Raw genomic sequence first — 19,355 nt, forward strand, 5'->3', positions numbered from 1 at the left:
GGACGGGGCCCAGGCCCCGTCCGGTAGTGCTAGCCGGTAGGGCTAGAGGGGCAGGCGCTCCCGCACCACGTCGGCGAGGGAGTGCGCCAGGCGGTCCGCCGTGGGCTGGTCGGCGGCTTCCACCATGACCCGCACCATCGGCTCGGTGCCGGAGGGGCGCAGGAGCACACGACCGGTGTCGCCGAGTTCGGCTTCGGCCGCGAGTACGGCCTCGGCGATGACATCATCGGCGCCGAGACCCGTGTGGTTGACACCACGCACGTTCACCAGAATCTGCGGGTATACCGTCATAACGGATGCCAGTTCGGCCAGCGTCTTACCGGTGCGCGCCATTTCGGCGACGAGGTGAAGCCCGGTGAGAATACCGTCGCCCGTCGTGGCGTACTTGGTCATGATGACGTGACCGGACTGTTCGCCGCCGAGGGAATACCCGTGGGCGTTGAGTTCTTCGAGCACGTAGCGGTCGCCGACCTTGGTCTGCACCACGGTGATGTCGTTGGCCGCCATGGCCTTCCGCAAGCCGAGGTTGCTCATGACGGTCGCCACGAGTGTGCGGTCTTTCAGCACTCCGCGTTCGGCCATCGACACCGCGAGGATCGCCATGATCTGGTCGCCGTCGACAATGTTGCCGTCGCGGTCCACCGCGAGGCACCGGTCGGCGTCGCCGTCGTGCGCAATACCGACGTCGGCACCGTGTTCGAGCACGGCTCGGGCGAGGTTGTCGAGGTGGGTCGAGCCCACGCCGTCGTTGATGTTGAGACCGTCAGGGTCGGCGCCGATCACGGTGAGGCGAGCACCCGCATCCGTGAACACCTGCGGCGACACGCCGGCGGCTGCGCCGTGGGCGCAGTCCAGCACGACGTGGATGCCATCGAGGCGGTGCGGCAGAGTCGTGAGCAGGTGCACCACGTAGCGGTCTTCAGCGTCAGCAAAACGACGGATGCGCCCCACGTCGCCGGCGATCGGCATCAGCGTGTCGCGACCGATATAGGACTCGATGCGGTCCTCGACGTCGTCGGGGAGTTTGGTTCCGCCATAGGCGAAGATCTTGATGCCGTTATCGGGCGCCGCGTTATGGGAGGCAGAAATCATCACACCGAAATCGGCACCGATGTCGTTGATCAGAAAAGCTGCGGCGGGTGTTGGGATGACCCCGGCGTCAAGGACGTCGACGCCGCTGGAAGCCAAACCGGCCGCGACAGCAGCGTTGAGAAATTCACCGGAAATTCGCGGGTCACGAGCGACCACTGCCACGGGACGGCGGCCCGCTTCGAGGCGTGCTTGGGCACGACGACCCTTGGTCAGCACTGCGGCGCTGGCTTGGGCAAGGCTCAGGGCCAGGCCAGCCGTGAGATCACGGTTGGCCAGGCCCCGAACGCCGTCCGTGCCGAACAGACGAGTCATATCGTCGTCGGCTTTCGGGTTAGCGCTTGCTGAACTGAGGTGCCTTACGGGCCTTCTTGAGTCCAGCCTTCTTACGCTCCTTGACTCGCGCGTCGCGGCTGAGGAAGCCGTTCTTCTTGAGGATGGCGCGGTTGTTTTCTTCGTCGATCAGGTTCAAGCAACGTGCGATGCCGAGGCGAAGTGCGCCGGCCTGGCCGGACGGGCCACCACCGGTGATGCGGGCGATGACATCGTACGAGCCGAGCAGGTCAAGCACCTTGAACGGGTCGTTGACGAGCTGCTGGTGCAGCTTGTTCGGGAAGTAGTCGGCGAACTCGCGGCCGTTCACAACGATCGTTCCGGAGCCGGGGACGATGCGCACGCGGGCGATAGCCTGCTTGCGACGGCCAACGGCTGCGCCGGGAACGTTGAGGACGGCGCGGGGCACCTTGGTTACGGTTTCGGCCGGGGTCTCGGTGGAGTAGCTCTCCGGAGCCTGGTCAATCTGGTCTGCGATCTTCGCCACGATGATGGGAATCCTTTTTATCTAAGAGTCGAGAGGTCTGGTTGCCGGCGCTACTGCGCGACCTGGCTGAGGGTGTACGGCGTGGGCTGCTGAGCGGAGTGCGGGTGCTCAGGGCCGGCGTATACCTTCAGCTTGGTGAGCTGGGCGCGACCGAGCGAGTTCTTCGGCAGCATGCCGCGAATCGCTTTTTCAACCGCGCGGGTCGGGTGCTTCTCGAGCATCTCGGAGTAGTTGGTCGCCGTGAGGCCGCCCGGGTAACCGGAGTGGCGGTACGCGATCTTCAGGTCGAGCTTCTTGCCGGTGAGGGCGACCTTCTCAGCGTTGACGATGATGACGAAGTCGCCACCGTCCATGTGCGGGGAGAAGGTGGCCTTGTGCTTGCCGCGCAGCAGGATTGCCGCGTGGCTGGCCAGACGTCCGAGAACGATATCGGTGGCATCGATGACGACCCAGTCGTGCTGGAGTTCGCTTGCCTTGGGGGTGTAAGTGCGCGTCACTGTTGTGCTGCTTTCTTCTTTTTCGAACGGAGGTGTTCGTGAATCCCGCTCCGGGTGTGTTCTCGTGAGGAGAACACTGTCGATGGAGGGCTCACGTTCGGGTGCCGCGCTGCAACGCACAGACACCAAGGGTCAACGATAGTCGGCCCCGACCGTGGGCGCAACTTGGGCACTGGTCGGCAGTGACCGACGGTTGCGCGTGTCGATGGCACGCTGCGCGAGGGAAGCGTCATCGGGGTAACCGACATCAATGAGCGTGAGGCCGTGCGCCTGCATCACCTTGAACTCGCTGATGCGGTGTTTGTCGAAGTGCAGGTGGGCGAGGGTACTACCGTCGAGGCGCCCCTCCCCCACTGCCACGCAGGCACCGACCATGGCGCGCACCATACTGTGGCAGAAGGCATCCGCTTTGATACTGGCGATGATCAGTCCATCGTCGTCGCGGTACCAGCGAAAGTCCTGCACGGTTCGAATGGTCGTAGCTCCCGGGCGCGGCTTGCAGTATGCGGCGAAGTCGTGCAGGCCCACCAATGTCGCCGCTGCGGCGTCCATCGCGGCGAGGTCCAATTTGAACGGGTGCCACGTTGTGCGCAGGCGCTGCTGCGGGTCGTGCAGGGCCAGGGGGTCCGCGATGCGATATTCGTAGCGACGCCACATGGCCGAGAACCGGGCGTCGAAGCCGCCGGGCACGACCGTGGCGCGGCGCAGCACGATGTCGGGCTTAGTGACGAGGATGCCGCCGAGGCGGCGCAGCACGGCGGTGCCGAGGTCGACCGGCGGGCGGTTACCGGTGCCCCGCTGGATGCGCACGAGGGAGTGGGCTTGCTCAGCAGTGAGGTCGAAGTGGGCAACCTGCCCGCGGGCGTGCACCCCGGCATCCGTGCGGCCGGCGACAATGAGGGTGGGATGCGGAGGAAAGCTTTGCAGAATGCCCGCGAGCCCATTTTCGATGTCGGCCTGAACGGTGCGAAAGCCAGGCTGCCGGGCCCAACCGGTGAAATCGGTGCCATCGTAGGCGAGGTCGAGGCGGATGCGCGTGGAGCCGAGCGCTGCGTTCGCGGCGCGGGGCACGAAAAGATTCACGAGGGTAAGCCTAGGTGGCGCGCTCGGGTTATCGTTGACTCCGGCCTATGGTCTACCCCCATAAAGAGTGCCAAGAAACGCTGTGTTGCCCATGACTCGTTCCCCGCTGTTGTTCCCGTTCACCGGGAGGACTCGGTCAGCATTGTCCGCAATCGGCCCCGCGAACACACCGGTCCTGGGGCCGAAAAACGCCCCGAGCAGGGGTCGACTGGCCGGCCTCGACGGCCTGCGCGCCCTCGCCGTCATCGCCGTCGCGCTCTATCATTTCTTTCCGGCGATGCTGCCGGGCGGCTTCATCGGCGTCGACGTTTTCTTCGTCATCAGCGGTTTTCTGATCACCGGTCTGCTTGTTTCCGAACACACTCACACCGGGCATATCTCCCTGCGTCGGTTCTGGCAACGGCGCGCCCGTCGACTGATACCCCCACTCATTCCGGTCGTCCTGATCTGCTGCACCATCGCGTTTCTCATTGGCGGCGACGTGCTCGTGGGTCTCGGCGGGCAACTGCTCGGGGCCAGCACTTTCGGCTACAACTGGGTGTCGATCGCAACCGACGCCAGCTATTTCAGCCTCAACGAACCCGAACTGCTGCGCAATCTCTGGTCCCTTGCCGTGGAAGAGCAGTTCTACCTGGTCTGGCCGCTGCTCCTGATGGCCGTCTTGCTGGTTCGCCGTCCCCGCGTGCGACTCGCCATCGTCACCACACTGTTCGTCGCCTCGGCCCTGTGGATGGGTGTGCTCTACCAGCCCGGCACCGACCCCACGCGGGTGTACTACGGCTCGGACACACACAGTTTCGGCTTATTCGCGGGCGCCGCCCTCGCCCTGCTGCTCCGCCGCCCGAGCGGGCAGCGCAACGAACTGCCCCGGATACGTCCATGGCTCGGCGGCGGCGCGATTCTGGCGATCATCGCCTTCGCCCTCTGGCTGCCGGAAAACGGCACCGTAACCTACCGCGGCGGCCTCGTCGCCGTGTCCCTGGCCACCGCCGTCGCCATCTGGGCGGGAGTACGCGGTGGCCGGTTCGGGCGACTGCTCGATGCAGCGCCGCTCCGCTACCTCGGTGAGCGCTCCTACGGCATCTACCTGTGGCACTGGCCGGTGCTCGTGCTGGTCCAGCTGCTCTGGCCGGCGTCGTCCCCGGCCGGCAGCCTGCTGCCGATCGGTCTGCTCGCCTCGGTCATCACCGTGGTGCTGGCGGGCGTGTCCTACCGCTGGCTGGAAGTGCCGATCCGGCGGATCGGCGTGCGCGGCAGCATCCGTCGAATCGGTGCGCTGTGGACCGGGCCTACCCGTCGCCGCCGCTTGGTTGCGGCGACGGCCGCCTTATCGCTGCTGCTGGTCGGCGGCACCACGGCCGCCGTCATAGCAGCGCCGGCGCAGACCTCGGCGCAACTGCGCATTGAACGGGGTCAGCGGGCAATGGATGCTGCGGCGCGGGTCGCCGCGCAGGCTGCGGCCACCGAGGCGGCCCGCCAAGCCGCAGTGGCCCCCGCCCTGGCCGAGAGCCCGATCACCGCCATCGGCGACTCGGTCATGCTGGCCTCGGCGCCGGAGTTGCAGGCCACCTTTGCGGGGATGACCGTTGACGCGTCGGTCTCCCGCGGGATGTATTCCGCAGACGACATATTGGTGGCCCTCGCGGCGGCGGGCCAGTTACAGCCGGTTGTGGTGATCGGTCTCGGCACCAACGGGCCGATCACGACCGATGAACTCACCGAGATTCTGCGCATTCTCGGCCCCGACCGGCGGCTCGTGCTCGTGAACGCCTACGCCGAACGCGACTGGACCGCCGCAGTCAACGCTCGGCTTGCTGAATTCGCCGCCGGCAATCGCCGGGTCGAGCTCGCGAACTGGCACGACGCGATCGCGGGGCGACTCGACCTGCTGGCCGGCGATCACGTGCATCCGGGGCCAACCGGCGGCCAGGTCTACGCCGACGAGGTGCATGCCGCGCTGGAGCGTCTCGCGGCGGTGCCGCCGCTGCCAGACAACAGCTGGCTGATGCGCGACCCCGACGCGCCCAGTTCGCCGCCGTACCGCTGAGAATTAGAACTCGAGCACGTAGGCGAGCTCCCGGTTGGTGGCGAAAAAGCCCATGCCCGTGTAGAGGTCGAGCGCACCGGTCGGGCTCGCCGAGTCCACATCGAGGGTGGCGCGCTCGTGCCCGGCGGCGCGGCTGGCGGCCAGCTGCGCCGCTAACAGGGCCTGCGCGATGTGCCGGCCGCGCCATCCGCTCAGCACGCCGACGAGCCCGATATAGCTGCTGCGGTAGCCGGCCGCCGCCCAGTCCTGTTCGTTGACGCTCGACATGATGAAACCGACGACGTGCTCACTGCCGTCGGGTTCTGTTCCGAACGCAACGAACGACAGCTCGTCGACGAAAGAGGGGCCGGTCACGTAGGAGTTCCAGCTTTCGTCGGGGATCGGCTGGCTGGACCAGTGGTCCATGAATGCCGCGTCGCGTGCGGCGTGCACGGCGTTCGAGAGCTCCGGCGTATAACCAGCCAAACGGATGCCCGCGGCCAGCACGAATTCACGAATCGGGTCGACGAGCATGCGGTCGAGCGAAAGGAAGTTTCGAGTGCACGCTAGATCGAATCGTTCGTAGAGACTGACGTTCTGTGGGGCACGCTCGTCACAGGACGTGGAGATCCAGCCAGGCAGCAGCTTGTCGGACGTCGCCAGTTGCTGTTTACCGCGGGCTACCTGCCAGTTCAGCAGTTGGCGACCGATGCCGCGGCCGCGCATTTCGGGCAGTACCCCGCCACCGAGGTTGGATTTCACCAGCGTCTCCTGCCCCGGCTGGAGCAGCACGAGACCGTGGGCGACGAGGCGCCCGTCAGCGTCGAAAGCGACGAGGGTGTCGGCGTCGACGTCAATGAAGGAGAAGGTGAATGCCTCGCTCACGTCATCGCGCTCACGAACGTAGTTGGGGTGGTCGACGCGGCCGATCGCTAATTCGAGCTGCCAGATGGCGTCGGTATCGGCGGCCGTCGCCGGCCGCCACAGGGCGACATCGGCATGGTCGGGAACAGGCAGCGACGAGAGCGCAGTCACGCGCGCAGAGAGCGGAGTCGTGGGAACGGTCATGCCTCACCCTATCCACGCAACCCCGAACGCGGCCAGCCTTAGAACTCGAGCGTGTAGGCCAGCTTGCGATGCGTGGGCACAAAACCCATGCCGGTGTAGAGGCCGAGGGCGCCGGTGGGGCTGGCCGAATCGACCGCGAGCGTCACCCGCTCATGCCCGAGAGCCTGCCCGGCCGCGAGTTGGGCAGCCAGCAACGATTGCGCGATGTGGCGGCCGCGCCATCCGCTCACAACACCGACCAGGTCGATGTAGCTGCCGGTGAAACCCTGGGTGGCCCAGACGTTCTCGTTCGCGGTCGACAGGACGAAGCCGACAACCCGTTCGGTTCCGGTCGAATCGGTGCCGTAGGCCACAAACGAGAGGTCGGGGCGAAACCACTGTCCGCCGACGAAGGCGTTCCAGTTCTCGTCACTCATCGGCTGGCTGCCCCAGTGATCCATGAACGCGTCGTCGCGGGCGGCGTGCACTTCGGTCGCGGCAGCGGGGGCATAGACGGCGATGCGGATGCCGTCGGCCGCGTCGACGACGCGCACCGGGGCATCCAGTGGTCGCTCGAGAGTGAGAAAGTAGCGCTCGAGGGTCAGGCCACCCCGCTCGAACAAGGCCGCGTTCTGCGGTGAGCGTTCGTCGGCATAGGTGAGGATCCAACCGGGCAGCGCCTGGGTCGACGACGCGAGCTGCTGCTTGGCCCGGCCCAGCTGCCAGGCCAGGAGTTGGCGGCCGATGCCGCGGCCGCGCAGTGACGGGTGCACCCCGCCGATCGGCATCGACCGCACCAGAGTCACCTGACGAGGCGGGAACATGACCATGCCGACCGCGACGATGCGGCCAGCCTGGTCGACGCCGACCAGCGAGTCGAGCTCCGGGTGAAAATGAGAGTAACCGAAGTCTGCGGCGATCGCGCCGCGCGCCGTGAGGTAGTTGGGGTGGTCGACTTCGCCCATGGCGCGGCGCAGCTGCCAGATACCGTCGATGTCGTCGCTGGTCGCTGCGCGCCAGGTCGGGACGTCCCGGTGCACCGGAAGCACCGGCGCCGGAACGATACCGATGCGCTCACCCAGCGGAGTCTCGCGTTGATCCATTTCTCAACCCTATCTTCGGCAGCCGAGACGGACGGATACACAAAAAGGGAGGGCCAACAGCTGTTGGCCCTCCCTTGGTGGTGGTGCTACTTCTTGTCGGCCTCATCGGCAACGGCGTCATCGGCTGCTGCGTCTTCGGCAACAACGTCTTCAGCTACAACGTCGTCAGCTACGACGGTCTCGTCGACGACAACGTCGTCGGCTACAACGTCGTCGGTAGCGACGTTGTCGCTTCCGACGGGGGTCGCAGCAACGGTCGCGGTCTTGGAACGCTTGACCTTGGGGGTCAGGGGCTCGAGAACGAGCTCCATCTGCACCATCGAAGCGTTGTCACCCTTGCGGAAACCGAGCTTCGTGATGCGGGTGTAGCCGCCCTGACGCTCGTTGACCTGCGGGGCGATGACCGTGAACAGCTCGTGCACGACGGTCTTGTCGGTGATCGTCGCGAGGACGCGACGACGCGCGTGCAGGTCGCCGCGCTTGGCGAACTGCACCATGCGCTCGGCGAGCGGACGCAGGCGCTTGGCCCGGGTCTCGGTCGTCTTGATCGACTTGTGGGTGAACAGGGCCGCGGCCAGGTTCGCAAGCATGAGGCGCTCGTGCGCCGGGCCGCCACCGAGACGGGGGCCCTTTGTGGGCTTAGGCATTGGTAATCTCCAGTATCAAAAAATCGAAAGGCAGCGTTGAAGCGCGAGCCTTAAATGGTCTCTTCTTCGTAGCCGCTGTAGAAGTGTGCGCCGTCGAATCCGGGAACCGAATCCTTCAGGGACAGGCCGAGCTCAACGAGCTTGTCCTTCACTTCGTCAACCGACTTCTGCCCGAAGTTGCGGATGTTCATCAGCTGGGTCTCCGACAGGGCGACCAGTTCACTGACGTTGTTGATGCCTTCGCGCTTCAGGCAGTTGTACGAACGCACCGACAGGTCGAGGTCTTCGATCGGAATCGAAAGCTCGGTCGAGAGCACAGCGTCAACCGGCGCGGGGCCGATCTCGATGCCCTCGGCAGCGGTGTTGAGCTCGCGGGCCAGACCGAACAGTTCGGTCAGGGTGCGGCCGGAGGATGCGATGGCGTCGCGCGGCGAAATAGCCGACTTGGTCTCCACGTCAACGACGAGGCGATCGAAGTCGGTGCGCTCACCGGCACGAGTCGCCTCGACCCGGTAAGTCACCTTGAGCACTGGCGAGTAGATCGAGTCGACGGGAATCTGGCCGGCTTCGGAGAACTCGTTGCGGTTCTGGGTGCTGGAGACGTAACCACGGCCACGCTCAATGGTCAGTTCGAGTTCGAACTTCGCCTTGTCGTTGAGGGTTGCGATCACCAGTTCCGGGTTGTGCACCTCGACGCCGGCCGGAGCCGAAATGTCAGCGGCGGTAACCTGGCCGGCACCCTGCTTGCGCAGGTACGCGGTGATGGGCTCGTCATGCTCGCTCGAAACGACGAGGCCCTTGATGTTCAGGATGATCTCAGTGACATCTTCCTTCACACCGGGAACGGTGCTGAACTCGTGCAGCACGCCATCGATACGGATGCTGGTTACAGCAGCGCCCGGGATCGAGGAGAGCAGGGTACGGCGAAGCGAGTTGCCGAGGGTATAGCCGAAGCCGGGTTCGAGCGGCTCAATGATGAACCGTGAACGGAACTCCGAGATGTTCTCTTCGGTGAGCGTTGGACGCTGTGCAATAAGCACTGTTGATTCCTTTCGGCTAAGTGTCCGCTATATGACACTTGCAATGACGAGAGAGTGAAAAGTGAAAGAAAAGAGTCTCGACGGGGCTCGGTAACAAGTACCGAGCCCGTCGAGATGACAGCGTGTGCTTTAGACGCGGCGGCGCTTCGGCGGACGGCATCCGTTGTGAGCCTGGGGCGTGACGTCGTTGATCGAACCGACCTCGAGGCCAGCGGCCTGAAGCGAACGGATCGCGGTCTCGCGGCCCGAACCGGGTCCCTTGACGAAGACGTCAACCTTCTTCATGCCGTGTTCCTGCGCCTGGCGGGCGGCGGATTCGGCCGCAAGCTGGGCAGCGAAAGGGGTCGACTTGCGCGAACCCTTGAAGCCAACCTGGCCGGACGAGGCCCAGCTGATGACGGCTCCGGTCGTGTCGGTGATCGACACGATCGTGTTGTTGAAAGTGCTCTTGATGTGGGCCTGGCCCACAGCAATGTTCTTCTTTTCTTTCTTACGCGGCTTCCGTACGGCCGACTTGGGTTGTGCCATGAATTTCTCCTGAATCCTAAAGGCGTTAGCGGGCTAGACCGAGGGCCTAGCGCGCCTTCTTCTTGCCGGCTACGGTGCGCTTCGGGCCCTTGCGGGTGCGAGCGTTGGTCTTGGTGCGCTGACCGCGAACGGGCAGGCCCTTGCGGTGGCGAATGCCCTCGTAGCTGCCAATTTCAACCTTGCGGCGGATGTCAGCGGCAACCTCACGGCGGAGGTCACCCTCAACCTTGAAGGTACCCTCGACGTAGTCGCGGAGAAGGACGAGCTGGTCGTCGCTCAAATCCTTGACGCGGATGTTTCCGTCGATTCCAGTGTCGGCGAGGGTCTTGAGGGCCCTCGTACGGCCAACACCGTAAATGTAAGTCAATGCAACTTCCACGCGCTTATCGCGCGGGATGTCGACGCCGGCTAGACGTGCCATTGTGTCTCCTGTTAGTGATGGAGGTCTGTAACAGCCCCTGTACACCGGCCTCCAGCCGATGGTGTCACCCCGAAGGGCTCCCGGAACTGCTATCTAGATGTGCTTATTTAGTGCGTGTACTCAGGTAGATCTCGAAGCGACAAGTCGCGACGGATTTAACCCTGGCGCTGCTTGTGACGCGGGTTCTCGCAGATGACCATCACGTTGCCGTTACGGCGGATGACCTTGCACTTGTCACAGATCTTTTTGACGCTGGGCTTGACCTTCATGGTGATTCCTTGTTTTTCGCTGTCTTCGTACCCTCGGGATGCCGCGGGCCGTTACTTACAGCAGCCGTTACTTGTAGCGGTAGACGATCCGGCCACGGGTCAGATCGTAAGGACTCAACTCAACGATCACGCGGTCCTCCGGGAGGATGCGGATGTAGTGCTGACGCATCTTGCCCGAGATGTGGGCAAGAACTCGGTGGCCGTTTGACAGCTCAACGCGAAACATCGCGTTGGGCAGAGCTTCGACTACTGCGCCCTCGATTTCGATGACACCGTCTTTTTTGGCCATACCCTCACTGTCGCTCTGTATTGATTGCTGGTCATGCGGGATTGATGCCGGACACGCCCGAAAGGGCTATACCAGACACCAAGGGTCAATCTTATGGTATGAGATTGCCTTTTGGCAATTCAGTCCTATAATCCCTGCGCGCGTCGTACTTCACGCACGACAGACGCGAAGAGTGGATGCGCCGCATCGAGCCCGCAGACCTGCAGAACCACCTGCTCCGCGCTTTCGGTCTTGAGCATCCGCTGCAGCTCGACGCTCTGCTCGTCGGCCGCAACGTCAAAGCGCAGCACCGCACCGATGGCGCCCACAAGCGCCTCGGGCATGATGCCCGATTCGATCAATTCCGCGGCCGGGCCGATGAACCGTTCGTTGCGGCTGAGCTTGCGCAGCGGCTGGCGGCCCACTCGTTCGACGGTGTCGAGCAGGGCCGGGTTGCTGAACCGAACGAGGATCTTCTCACGGTAGGCGCGCTGGGCGGCTTCGTCGAGCCCGTGTTTGGCGACGAGCAACGCCGACGTCTCTTCGAGCACGGCGCGGGCGGCGAGCACGACAGCCGGCACGTCCAGCGCCTCTGCGATCGTACTGACGCCGGCCCGGCTGCCGAGGTAGGCGATGGTGGCGTGCCCGGTGTTCACCGTGAAAAGCTTGCGTTCGATATAGGGCAAAAGGTTATCCACGAACGTGGCTCCCGGAATGACCGGAACCGCGTCGCCGAATGCGCCGCGTTCGATGACCCATTCGTAGAAGGCCTCCACCGTCACCGTCAGGCCGGCATCCGCCGCCTGGTTGGGCACGATGCGGTCCACGGCCGTATTCGCGAAGGCGGCGCGTGCCGAGACGGCCGGCCAGTCGGCACCGGTCACGTGGCTGTGCACGTGCTCGGCGAGAAGGTCGGTGGCGTTGATGGCGTTCTCGCACGCCATCACGGCCAGCGGCGGCAGCGACACTGCCCGGCGAGCCAGCCCCGCCGCGATGAGCGGGGCAACGAACTTGAGGATGTTCGGTCCGACGGCCGTCGTCACGATGTCGGCCGTGGCGATCTCGTCGATCAGCGCGTCGCTGTCGGTGGCGCTGTTGATGGCGCGAAACCCCGTCACCGTGTGCTGGCGGGCCCCCTCCCCCTTCTCGTGCACCTCATAGCTGGGTGCGGCGTGCAGCGCGTCGATGAGGGTCGAATTCACGTCGGCGAAGACCACCTCGTACCCGGCTTCGTGCAGCAAGAGTCCGACAAAGCCGCGTCCGATGTTGCCCGCGCCGAAGTGAATAGCCTTCATTCTGCGTTGACCTCCTCGAGAAGGGCGTAAATTTCTTCGGCCGAGCCGGCGTCGATGAGTTTGGCCACCTCGTCTTCGTCGGAGAACACGATGGCGATCTTGGAGAGGATCTCGAGGTGCTCGTTGTTGAGCCCCGCGATGCCCACGGCGAAGCGCACCGGCTGGCCGTTCCAATCGATCGGTTCGGCATAGCGCACGAGCGACAGGGCGGAGCGCAGGATGGACTCCTTCGCGTCGTTCGTGCCGTGCGGGATGGCGAGGAAGTTGCCCATGTACGTCGAAACGGATGCTTCGCGCTCGAACATGGACGCCACGTAGTCGTCGGTCACAGCGCCGGACGCCACGAGAAGGCCGCCGGCCTCGCGAATCGCCTCGTCGCGCGTACGGGCCGTACCGCGGGCAATCAGGTTACGGGGTTCGAGGATCTGGCTCATGAGATGACTCCTTCGTTGGTCTGGTGCTCGAGCATGCCCACGACTTCGTCGTACTTCGGGCTGTTCATGAAGTTGTCGACCGAGACATGCACGGAGCCCGGTGACTTGGCCCGCGCACGGTCGGTCAGGTCCTGGTGCGTGATCACGAGGTCGGCGCTGCCGTCGAGGTTGGCGATGGCCTGGTTGGTCACCGTGATTCCCACGATGCCGGCCTTCTTGATCTTGTTGCGCAGCACGGAGGCGCCCATCGCACTCGAGCCCATTCCGGCGTCGCACGCGAACACGATGTTGCGGAAGTCGCGAGTGGGGGCGTTGCCGCCGTCTGCGGCATCCGTTTCGGTGGAGCCGACGAGGCTACCGAGCACCGAACTGGATTTGCCCTTGTTGGCCTCGGTCTTCGCCACGGCGGCGGTCAGGTCGAGACCGGCACCATCAGCGAGGTCACGGCGACGACTGGCGCGCAGGATGACGGCGGCGATCAGGAAGGAGACCGCTGCCGCACCGATGACCGACAGGATGACACCGATGTAGCTGTCCGGCGACGTCTGGAAAAGCACGGCGAAGATGCTGCCGGGCGAGGCGGGAGCGCGCAGACCGGTGGCGAATGCCACGTTGATAGCCACACCGGTCATACCGCCGCCAATGGCGGCCAGGATGAGAATCGGCTTCATGAGCACGTAGGGGAAGTAGATCTCGTGGATGCCGCCGAGGAACTGGATGATGATCGCGCCGGGCGCGCTGGCCCGGGCGATGCCGGTTCCGAAGATTGTGAACGCGAGCAGGATTCCCAGTCCGGGGCCGGGGTTGGCCTCGAGCAGGAACAGGATCGATTTGCCGGTGTCGGATACCTGCTGCACGCCGAGCGGGGTGAGCACGCCATGGTTGATGGCGTTATTGAGGAAGAGTACCTTGCCCGGTTCGATCAGGATGCTCGCGAGGGGCAGCAATCCGTTGGCGATCAGAAAGTCGACACCGGTTTCGAGCAGTTTGCTCAGCCCGGTCACGAGCGGGGCGATGCCGACGAACGCGCCGAGGGCGAGGATGGCACCGAGGATTCCCGCCGTGAAGTTGTTCACCAGCATCTCGAAGCCGGCCTTGATCTTGCCCTCCCAGATGCTGTCGACCTTCTTGAGGAGGTAAGCGGCGAGCGGACCGACGATCATGGCTCCGATGAACATCGGTATGCTGCTGCCGACAATCACACCCATCGTGGCGATCGTGGCGATCACGCCACCGCGGGTGTCATAGATCATGCGGCCACCCGTGTTGGCGATCAGCAGCGGCAGCATGTAGATGATCATCGGGTCGACGAGGGTTGCGAACGTCTCGTTCGGGGTCCATCCGGTGGGGATGAACAGCGCGGTGATCAGTCCCCACGCGATGAAGGCGGGAATGTTGGGCATGACCATTCCGCTGAGGAATGTGCCAAAGCGCTGCACGTGCACTCGAGTGCCCGTTCGCTTGGTGTCGGCTGACGTCGTCGTCATTTCAGTACCTTTCTAGGGTGTGCTGTAGGGGAGGGTTCACACGAGAAGATGAATCAAGAAATTTGGCAGCCTGGATCGTGACCACTTCGCGGGCGGATGCCGCGTCCTCGGCTGCGAGGGCAAGCTCGGCCAACAGCCGGGCCTGCGCACTGGTGAAGTCCGCCAGGACCGCTCGCACGTCGGCGAGGGCCGAGGCTGACATCGAGAGGCTCGTTGCGCCCAGGCCGACGAGCACCACGGCGAGCAGCGGATCCGCGGCGGCCTCACCGCACACGCCGACGGGCTTGCCGAGCGCGGCACCGGCGGCACCGACCTCGGCCACCAGGCGCAATACAGCAGGGTTCCAGGGGTCTTGAAAAGCGGCCACGGAGCCGAGTAGACGGTCGGCCGCGAGCGTGTACTGGGTGAGGTCGTTCGTGCCGATCGAGGCGAAGTCGGCATGCTGCAGAATACGATCGGCGAGAAGGGCGGCAGCGGGGATCTCGATCATCACCCCGGCGGTCCTGAGTCCGAGCTCGCGCGCGAGTGCCACGAAGTAGCGGGTCTCCTCGACGGTGGCGACCATCGGAGCCATCACCCACAGGTCAGCGTCGGTGGCGGCGTCCGCCTGGGCGAGCGCTTCCAGTTGGTCGCGCAGGATCTGTTCGGATGCGCGCAGCGCGCGCAGCCCCCGCAGGCCGAGGGCCGGGTTTTCTTCGCGGGCGTCGTTGAGGAAGGCCAGCGGCTTGTCCGCCCCGGCATCCAACGCCCGCACGACGACCTTCTTGCCGGGGAAGGCGCGCAGCATCCGCTCGTATTCGGTGCGCTGTTCGGCCACGGTCGGCGCGGTGACGGCGTCGAGGAATAGGAATTCGGTGCGGAACAGGCCAACGCCTTCCGCGCCGAGGGCGACGGCCGAAGCCGCTCCGTCGGCCGACCCGAGGTTCGACAGCAGCGGAATGGGGGTGCCGTCTGCGAGGCGGCCCGGTGACAGCGGCGCGAGCGCGCGGGCAGCCCGAGCAGCCACACGTGCGTGCGCCTCAAAGAGCTGCTCGGCACTGGGCGAGGTGATCACCAGGTTGTTCGCGGCGTCGAGAATGACCTCGTCGCCATCGGTGAGGCCCGCCGCACCGATCGCGCGCACGATAGCCACGATGGACTTCTCGCGGGCCAAAATCGCGGTGTGCGAGGTGGGACCCCCGTCGAGGGTGATGAGACCGAGCACCTGGCTCAGGTCGAGGGTGGCGGTATCGGCCGGAGCCAGGTCGCGAGCCACAAGAATGAACGGATGTCCCCGGTCGGGTACCCCGGGCGCTGAGACTCCGAGGAGATGCGCGACGACTCGCTGGGAGACGTCGTCGAGGTCGCCCGCTCGCTCGGCCAGGTAGCCGCCGAGCCCGGTCAGCATGTCGCGAAAGGCCGCGAAGGCTTCGAAGACCGCTCGCTCGGCAGTCGCCCCGGCGGCGAGCCGCAGCGTGACGTCGTCAACGAGGCTCGGGTCTTCGGCCATCATGGACTGGGCGCCGAGTACCTCGCCGGCCACTCCGCCGGCCCGCGCTGCGCGGGCGAGGAGGTCGGCGGCAACGGCGCCGAGCGCTGCGGCGACCCGGTCGCCCTCTTCCGCCGGGGTCAGCGCGCTGGGCGCGGCGACGGGGTCGGGCAGCGGGTCGGGCATGCGCACGACGCGGCCCACAACGACACCCTGGCCGATTCCGATTCCCTGCAGTTCCATGCTGATCCCCTAAGCGTCGTGGTCGATGAGCAGCAGCCGGGCCAGCTCGTCGAGGAGAGTCTCGGCCGTGTCACCATCGGCCGCAAGGGTGACCTCGTCGCCGTGGCCGATGCCGAGGGAGATGACGCCGAGGATGCTCGCGGCGTTCACGGTCTTGCCGCCGGTCTTGGTGAGCGTGACGGGAATACCCGCGGCCGCAGCGGCCTGGCTGAAAAGTTTCGCCGGGCGGGCGTGCAATCCGTGGGTGGATCCGATGAGAACCGTTCGTTCGAGCATTGCGGTGCCTTTCGTTGCGTCTGAGTTGTGCAGCACGGGTGGGTTTCCCCGAGTCATGAACGGGTGCCGGCCATCACGAGGACCAGGTCGAGGGCCTCTTCGCCATCGCGGGCGGTGAAGACCGTCGTGGACATCAGGCTGGCCTGTACGCCGGCCGCTGCGGCCTGCTGCTGGATCCGGGCGAACAGCGCTTCCAGATGCGGACCCACGAGAAGCACATCGATGACCGGCAGCATGCTCGCCAGATCTGATTCGCTTCCGGCGGTCACCTGAGCCGCAATGCCCCGGGCCGCCGCGCTCGTGCGCAGCCGCAGCGCCACGAACGTGCTGGACGCACCGGCGCCACACACAATATGAATCCTCATCGATTCACCCTTTCGTCGTCGACGCACAACACGCTCAGTAAAGTCTGCCGGGCACCTCGTCCGGGGGCCACCAGACGCATTTCCGCACCCCCGGAAAAGCTCGGGTTGGGCGGATAAGATCAACGTGATGGGACCGCGCACGACACAGAACACGGCACAGAACAAGGCACAATGAGCGATAAGCAATCGAGGATGCTCGACTATCTCTTCCGCTCCCCGGACTGGGTCACAGCGGGTGAACTGGGCGAACACCTCGGCGTGACTGCGCGCACAGTACGCAGCTACGTCACGAGCGTGAAGACGGCGGCGGATCCGCTCGAGGTGATCGAGTCGGGGCCGGCCGGCTACCGCGTCAACCATGAGGCCTACACGGCGTTCCGTGCAGTACCGCCGGGGCGGCACCCAGAGAACGACACGCCGCAGCGCCGTCTGTACCAGCTGGTTCGTCGCGTCATCGACTCGGCAGAAGGCCTTGATGTCTATGAGCTCGCGGCCGACACTTTCGTCAGTGACTCCACCGTCGAGGCCGATCTGTCCCGAGTGCGCGCACTGCTGCCAGGCACGGGACTCTCCCTGGCTCGCCACGGCAGCAGGGTGACCCTTCTCGGATCCGAAACCGACCGGCGCCGCCTGATCAGCCGGATGTTCCGTGAGGAGTTCGCCCGCGGTTTTCTCGAACTCGCGGCGATCCAGAAGGAATTCGCGTCCGACAGCCTCGGTGCGTTCAAGACCGACCTGATCGCCATGCTCGACGCCCAGGGTTATTTCGTGAATGAGTACGGCACCAACAATGTTCTGCTGCACGTGGCCATCGCCGTGGACAGGGTGAGCAAGCGCGCCGCCGCCCGGGCCGACGAGGCACCAGCCGTCGGCGCACACCTCACGGTCGCGTTGGCCAGTCTCATCGACACTCATTTCGGCGTCGTGCTGGATGTCACCGACCTCGCCTATCTCGTGCTCCTTCTCCAGACCCGGGTGGTGACGCCCGGACATGACGAGGCCACCGACGCGATCAGCGCAACCGTTGCCTGTGCCGGGGACCTCGAGGTTGTGCGACGCATCGTGGCCCAGGCCAGCGAGGAATACCTTGTCGACCTGGCCGACGAGGATTTCATCACCCGACTCACGCTGCACGTGCGCAACCTCATCGACCGCGCCCAGGTGCGGGATTACTCACGGAACCCGCTCACCCGGTCGATCAAGACCGCTTATCCGATGATCTACGAACTCGCTGTGTTCATCGCGAGCGAACTGCAGCGTCAGGAGCAGATCCACATCAACGATGACGAGATCGCCTACATCGCGATGCACGTCGGGTCATACCTGGAACAGCATTCGCAATCCGAGCAACTCGTCTCCTGCGTGATCGTCTGCCCCAACTACTACACGATGCACGTGCAGTTACGTCAGCGCATCGAACGGGTTCTCGGTGATGACTTGACCATCGTTGACCAGATCACGCGCAGTGACGTGCCGTGGGCAGACCTTCGCGCCGACCTCGTGCTCACCACAATCGAGCCGCCTGTTCCGGCCGACGGCGTGATCGTCATCCAGCCGTTCCTCACGGAACGCGACGTGCATCGAATCCGTGAGGCGGCCATCCGTGTGCGCCGGGTTCGTCGGCGCTCGCACATCAAGAATGACCTGTTGCAGTTTTTCGACGAGTCCCTTTACCTGCGTAACTTCACCGCCCCCGACGAGGAGGCGATGATCCGTGAGCTTGGCGGCCGCATGGTCGCGCGCGGACTCATCGACCTCAGCTACGTCGACGGTGCTATCGAGCGCGAGCGCATGTCGTCGACCGCATTCACCGACCACCTCGCCGTTCCCCATGCCATGGCCATGACCGCGCAGCAGACGTCCATTGCCATTGCCGTCAACGACTCCCCCATGCCCTGGGGCGACAGCCGTGTCAACGTCGTGGCCCTGATCGCCTTCAGCGCTGCCGGGCGGGCGTCGTTCCAGTCCGTCTTCGACCAGTTCGTCGAGGTCTTCACCGAGCGCGCCGATGTGCAGCGTCTCATCAAGCGCTCGGTGGACTTCCCGTCGTTCATCGACGAGCTCGTGCACCTCATCGACCAATAGACTCTAGAGGATCGGAACGGGAACGATGCCGAACGGGGCGAGACCGGCGGCTCCGCCGTCTTCAGCGGTCAGTACCCAGATGCCGTCCTTGTGTACGGCGATGCTGTGTTCCCAGTGCGCGGCGGCCAAGCCGTCGCTCGTGGCGACGGTCCAGTCGTCTTCGCGGGTGTAGGTATCGATCGAACCGAGCACGACCATCGGCTCGATGGCGACGACCAGGCCCGGCTTCACGTCGGGGCCCTTCTGGCGCACGCGGTAGTTGAACACCGGCGGGGCCTCGTGCATGGAACGGCCGATGCCGTGACCGACGTAGTCGGTGAGGATCCCGTAGGTGCCCTGCGATTCCACATAGTCTTCGATGGCATCACCCACCTCGTTCAGGTGCCGGGCGGTGTGCAGTCGGGCAATACCGTGCCAGAGCGACTGCTCGGTCACGTCGGACAGCTTCTGGCGTTCGGCCACGACTTCGGGCCGTGATGGATCGGGAAGCACGACGGTGAACGCAGCGTCGCCGTTCCAGCCCTCGATGATGGCGCCGCTGTCGATCGAGACGATGTCGCCGGCGCCGAGTCGGCGTGCGGACGGGATGCCGTGCACCACGTCATCGTTCACCGACGCACACACGGTGTGGTGGTAGCCCTCTTCGAGCTTGAAATTGGGCTTGCCGCCCAGCGCCACGATCGCGGCCTCGGCCGCAGCGTCGATGTCGAGAGTGGTAGCGCCGACGACCAGGGCAGCGCGGGCAGCGCGGAGCGATGCCGCGGTGGCCAGACCGGGCGCGAGCATGAGGCGCAGTTGCGCTGGATTCTTGTAGATGGAACGACGAAGACTCACTGATTTCCTACAAACTAGCTCCGAAGACGG

General features: G+C 65.0%; 21 protein-coding genes. 2 read left to right on the forward strand and 19 right to left on the reverse strand.

Annotation, left to right across the window (positions count from 1 at the left end; all coding sequences use genetic code 11):
- Positions 1–42: 42 nt before the first annotated feature.
- The 4 genes from glmM to truA form a co-directional block, all read right to left on the reverse strand.
- Complete coding sequence (gene glmM / locus CXY83_RS16870) at positions 43–1,404, reverse strand: phosphoglucosamine mutase (protein WP_104198444.1); 1,362 nt, start codon at positions 1,402–1,404, stop codon at positions 43–45.
- Positions 1,405–1,423: 19 nt separating this feature from the next.
- Entirely contained in the window at positions 1,424–1,909 is a 486-nt protein-coding gene (rpsI, locus tag CXY83_RS16875) for a 30S ribosomal protein S9 (RefSeq protein WP_104198445.1), read from the reverse strand.
- A 50-nt stretch (positions 1,910–1,959) separates the two neighbouring features.
- Complete coding sequence (gene rplM, locus CXY83_RS16880; protein WP_104083755.1) at positions 1,960–2,406, reverse strand: 50S ribosomal protein L13; 447 nt, start codon at positions 2,404–2,406, stop codon at positions 1,960–1,962.
- 132 nt (positions 2,407–2,538) lie between these two features.
- A complete protein-coding gene (truA, locus tag CXY83_RS16885; RefSeq protein ID WP_233201031.1) occupies positions 2,539–3,489 on the reverse strand; it encodes a tRNA pseudouridine(38-40) synthase TruA in 951 nt (316 codons plus the stop codon).
- A 91-nt stretch (positions 3,490–3,580) separates the two neighbouring features.
- Between truA and CXY83_RS16890 the strand changes: the two genes are divergently transcribed.
- Positions 3,581–5,536 (forward strand): acyltransferase family protein, encoded by a 1,956-nt coding sequence (locus CXY83_RS16890; protein ID WP_104198447.1) that lies wholly within the window; start codon positions 3,581–3,583, stop codon positions 5,534–5,536.
- A gap of 3 nt (positions 5,537–5,539) precedes the next feature.
- On the opposite strand, the gene CXY83_RS16895 is transcribed toward CXY83_RS16890, so the two are convergent.
- The 14 genes from CXY83_RS16895 to CXY83_RS16960 all read right to left on the reverse strand — a co-directional run bounded on the left by CXY83_RS16895 (position 5,540) and on the right by CXY83_RS16960 (position 16,406).
- Positions 5,540–6,583, reverse strand: a complete 1,044-nt coding sequence (locus tag CXY83_RS16895) for a GNAT family N-acetyltransferase (protein ID WP_104198448.1) — start codon at positions 6,581–6,583, stop codon at positions 5,540–5,542.
- A gap of 38 nt (positions 6,584–6,621) precedes the next feature.
- The gene (locus CXY83_RS16900; protein ID WP_104198449.1) at positions 6,622–7,665 is read right to left on the reverse strand and encodes a GNAT family N-acetyltransferase; all 1,044 of its coding nucleotides are present in this window, start codon (positions 7,663–7,665) and stop codon (positions 6,622–6,624) included.
- Positions 7,666–7,751: 86 nt separating this feature from the next.
- A complete protein-coding gene (rplQ, locus tag CXY83_RS16905; RefSeq protein WP_104198450.1) occupies positions 7,752–8,312 on the reverse strand; it encodes a 50S ribosomal protein L17 in 561 nt (186 codons plus the stop codon).
- Positions 8,313–8,362: 50 nt separating this feature from the next.
- Complete coding sequence (locus CXY83_RS16910; RefSeq protein WP_092107272.1) at positions 8,363–9,352, reverse strand: DNA-directed RNA polymerase subunit alpha; 990 nt, start codon at positions 9,350–9,352, stop codon at positions 8,363–8,365.
- Positions 9,353–9,481: 129 nt separating this feature from the next.
- On the reverse strand, positions 9,482–9,880 hold the full coding sequence (gene rpsK / locus CXY83_RS16915) for a 30S ribosomal protein S11 (protein ID WP_035834641.1): 399 nt from the start codon (positions 9,878–9,880) through the stop codon (positions 9,482–9,484).
- A 46-nt stretch (positions 9,881–9,926) separates the two neighbouring features.
- On the reverse strand, positions 9,927–10,301 hold the full coding sequence (rpsM, locus tag CXY83_RS16920; RefSeq protein WP_092449488.1) for a 30S ribosomal protein S13: 375 nt from the start codon (positions 10,299–10,301) through the stop codon (positions 9,927–9,929).
- A 155-nt stretch (positions 10,302–10,456) separates the two neighbouring features.
- Positions 10,457–10,570 (reverse strand): 50S ribosomal protein L36, encoded by a 114-nt coding sequence (gene rpmJ, locus CXY83_RS16925; protein WP_035834639.1) that lies wholly within the window; start codon positions 10,568–10,570, stop codon positions 10,457–10,459.
- 67 nt (positions 10,571–10,637) lie between these two features.
- Complete coding sequence (infA, locus tag CXY83_RS16930; protein WP_035834638.1) at positions 10,638–10,859, reverse strand: translation initiation factor IF-1; 222 nt, start codon at positions 10,857–10,859, stop codon at positions 10,638–10,640.
- A 125-nt stretch (positions 10,860–10,984) separates the two neighbouring features.
- Positions 10,985–12,133, reverse strand: coding sequence for a mannitol-1-phosphate 5-dehydrogenase (locus tag CXY83_RS16935; protein WP_104198451.1), 1,149 nt, complete (start codon positions 12,131–12,133; stop codon positions 10,985–10,987).
- Entirely contained in the window at positions 12,130–12,567 is a 438-nt protein-coding gene (locus CXY83_RS16940) for a PTS sugar transporter subunit IIA (RefSeq protein ID WP_104198452.1), read from the reverse strand. Before CXY83_RS16940 ends, CXY83_RS16935 begins: the two co-directional genes overlap by 4 nt.
- Positions 12,564–14,054, reverse strand: coding sequence for a PTS mannitol transporter subunit IICB (locus tag CXY83_RS16945; protein ID WP_104198453.1), 1,491 nt, complete (start codon positions 14,052–14,054; stop codon positions 12,564–12,566). The genes CXY83_RS16940 and CXY83_RS16945 overlap by 4 nt, the downstream gene beginning before the upstream one ends.
- A 1-nt stretch (position 14,055) precedes the next feature.
- Positions 14,056–15,765 carry a phosphoenolpyruvate--protein phosphotransferase gene (gene ptsP, locus CXY83_RS16950; protein WP_104198454.1) on the reverse strand — a complete coding sequence of 570 codons (1,710 nt, stop codon included), beginning with the start codon at positions 15,763–15,765 and terminating at the stop codon, positions 14,056–14,058.
- 9 nt (positions 15,766–15,774) lie between these two features.
- Positions 15,775–16,041, reverse strand: a complete 267-nt coding sequence (locus tag CXY83_RS16955) for an HPr family phosphocarrier protein (protein ID WP_104198455.1) — start codon at positions 16,039–16,041, stop codon at positions 15,775–15,777.
- A gap of 53 nt (positions 16,042–16,094) precedes the next feature.
- The gene (locus CXY83_RS16960; protein WP_104198456.1) at positions 16,095–16,406 is read right to left on the reverse strand and encodes a PTS sugar transporter subunit IIB; all 312 of its coding nucleotides are present in this window, start codon (positions 16,404–16,406) and stop codon (positions 16,095–16,097) included.
- A gap of 171 nt (positions 16,407–16,577) precedes the next feature.
- Here CXY83_RS16960 and CXY83_RS16965 point away from each other — a divergent pair, with 171 nt between their 5' ends.
- Positions 16,578–18,491, forward strand: a complete 1,914-nt coding sequence (locus CXY83_RS16965) for a transcription antiterminator (protein ID WP_104198457.1) — start codon at positions 16,578–16,580, stop codon at positions 18,489–18,491.
- 3 nt (positions 18,492–18,494) lie between these two features.
- Here CXY83_RS16965 and map read toward each other — a convergent pair whose 3' ends face one another.
- Entirely contained in the window at positions 18,495–19,325 is an 831-nt protein-coding gene (map, locus tag CXY83_RS16970; protein ID WP_233201032.1) for a type I methionyl aminopeptidase, read from the reverse strand.
- Positions 19,326–19,355: the final 30 nt, after the last annotated feature.

The organism is Cryobacterium sp. M15, assembly GCF_002929675.1.
Lineage (GTDB): Bacteria > Actinomycetota > Actinomycetes > Actinomycetales > Microbacteriaceae > Cryobacterium > Cryobacterium lyxosi.